Raw genomic sequence first — 2,173 nt, forward strand, 5'->3', positions numbered from 1 at the left:
GCCAATCACACCTGGAGCCACGCCGACCTGACCGCCCTGTCCGCCGCGGGCGTGGCCTCGGAACTGCGTCGCGCGCAACACTTCCTGCGCGACACCTACGGCGTCGACGGCACTCCCTACTACCGCCCGCCCTTCGGCAGGCACAACGCCACCGTCGACGCGATCGCCGCCGACCTCGGCTACACCGTGCCGACCATGTGGTACGGCTCGCTGTCGGACTCCGGCCTGATCACCGAGGAGTTCCTGCTCGAGTGCGCGCACCGCTGGTTCAACCCGCAGGCCATCGTGATCGGGCACGCCAACGCGCCCACCGTGACCCGCTGCTACGGGCAGCTGGTCGAGATCATCCGGGCGCGCGACCTCTCGCTGGTCACCCTGAACGACGTGCTGCTGCCGCCCGGATGACGACGCGCGATCAAGCGACGATGTTGACCAGCTTGCCCGGCACCACGATCAGCTTGCGCGGCGTCTTGCCCGCCAGCAGCCCCACGACCTTCTCGTCGGCCAGCGCGGCCGCCTCGATGGCGGCGTTGTCGGCGTCGGCGGGCACCTGGATGCGGCTGCGGACCTTGCCGTTCACCTGGATCGGGTACTCCACCGACTCCTCGACCAGCCACCGCGGGTCGGCCACCGGGAACGGGCCGTGCGCCAGGGATTCGGTGTGCCCCAAGCGCTCCCACAGCTCCTCGGAGATGTGCGGAGCCAGCGGGGCCAGCATCAGCACCAGCGCCTCGGCCGCCACCCGGGGGGTGCCCTGCGGGTAGTGCTTGGTGAGGTGGTTGGTCAGCTCGATCAGCTTGGCGCCCGCGGTGTTGTCGCGCAGCGCGGCGAAATCCTCGTCCACCCCGGCGATGGTGCGGTGCAGCAGGCGCATCGTCTCGTCGCTCGGGGCGTCCTCGACCACGCGGGTCGCGCCGGTCTCCTCGTCGACCACCAGCCGCCACACGCGTTGCAGGAAGCGGTGGGCGCCGACGACGTCCTTGGTCGACCACGGCCGCGAGGTGTCCAGCGGGCCCATCGACATCTCGTAGAAACGGAAGGTGTCGGCGCCGAACTGGTCGCACACCTCGTCCGGGGAGATGGCGTTCTTCAGCGACTTGCCGATCTTGCCGTACTCCTGGAACACCTCGATCTCGCTGCCCGAGGGGTCGGTCCAGAAGAACTTGCCGTCGCGCTCGACGACCTCGGCCGCCGGCACGTACGCGCCGCGCGAGTCGGTGTAGGCGAAGGCCTGGATGTAGCCCTGGTTGAACAGCCGCCGGTAGGGCTCGCTGCCGCTGACGTGCCCCAGATCGAAGAGCACCTTCTGCCAGAAGCGCGCGTACAGCAGGTGCAGCACCGCGTGCTCGACGCCGCCGACGTACAGATCGACGCCGCCGGGATCGTCCTGGCCGTGCTCGGCCGGGCGCGGGCCGAGCCAGTAGCTCTCGTTCGCCGGATCGCAGAAGGCGTCCTTGTTGGTCGGGTCGGTGTAGCGCAGCTGGTACCAGGAGCTGCCTGCCCAGTTCGGCATGACATTGGTGTCGCGGCGGTACCTGCGCACACCGTCGCCAAGATCCAGTTCGACGTTCACCCACTCGGTGGCCTTGGCCAGCGGCGGGGAGGGCTCGGAGCTCGCGTCGTCCGGGTCGAAGGTGACCGGGGCGAAGTCGTCCAGCTCCGGGAGTTCCACCGGCAGCATGGATTCCGGCAGCGCGTGCGGGGCGCCGTCCTCGTCGTAGACGATCGGGAAGGGCTCGCCCCAGTAGCGCTGACGGGCGAACAGCCAGTCGCGCAGCTTGTACTGCACGGTGCCGGTGCCGTGCCCCTCGGCCTCCAGCCGTCCGATGACGGTGGCCTTGGCCTCCTCGACCGACAAGCCGTTCAGGTAGCCGGAGTTGACCAGCTCGCCCTCGCCGGTGTGCGCGGCCACGGTGATGTCGCCGCCGGAGATGACCTCGCGGATCGGCAGGCCGAAGGCGGTGGCGAACTCCCAGTCGCGCTGGTCGTGGCCGGGGACGGCCATGATCGCGCCGGTGCCGTAGCCGCTGAGCACGTAGTCGGCGACGAAGATCGGCACCTGCGCGCCGTCGACCGGATTGGTGGCGTGCACGCCGAGGAAGACGCCGGTCTTATCCTTGTTCTCCTGGCGCTCCAGATCGGTCTTGGCCGCGATCGACTTGCGGTACTCGGC

The 2,173-nt window shown here is 69.6% G+C and carries 2 protein-coding genes; one reads left to right on the forward strand and one right to left on the reverse strand.

What is annotated here, in order from left to right; genetic code table 11:
* Positions 1 to 405 (forward strand): polysaccharide deacetylase family protein (locus tag QH283_RS11135; protein WP_280502934.1); only part of this gene is annotated, 405 nt, incomplete at its 5' end.
* Between the two features lie 10 nt (positions 406 to 415).
* On the opposite strand, the gene QH283_RS11140 is transcribed toward QH283_RS11135, so the two are convergent.
* A partial coding sequence (locus QH283_RS11140) for a class I tRNA ligase family protein (RefSeq protein WP_280502935.1) occupies positions 416 to 2,173 on the reverse strand: 1,758 nt, incomplete at its 5' end.

This window comes from Nocardia farcinica (assembly GCF_029867845.1).
Lineage (GTDB): Bacteria > Actinomycetota > Actinomycetes > Mycobacteriales > Mycobacteriaceae > Nocardia > Nocardia farcinica_A.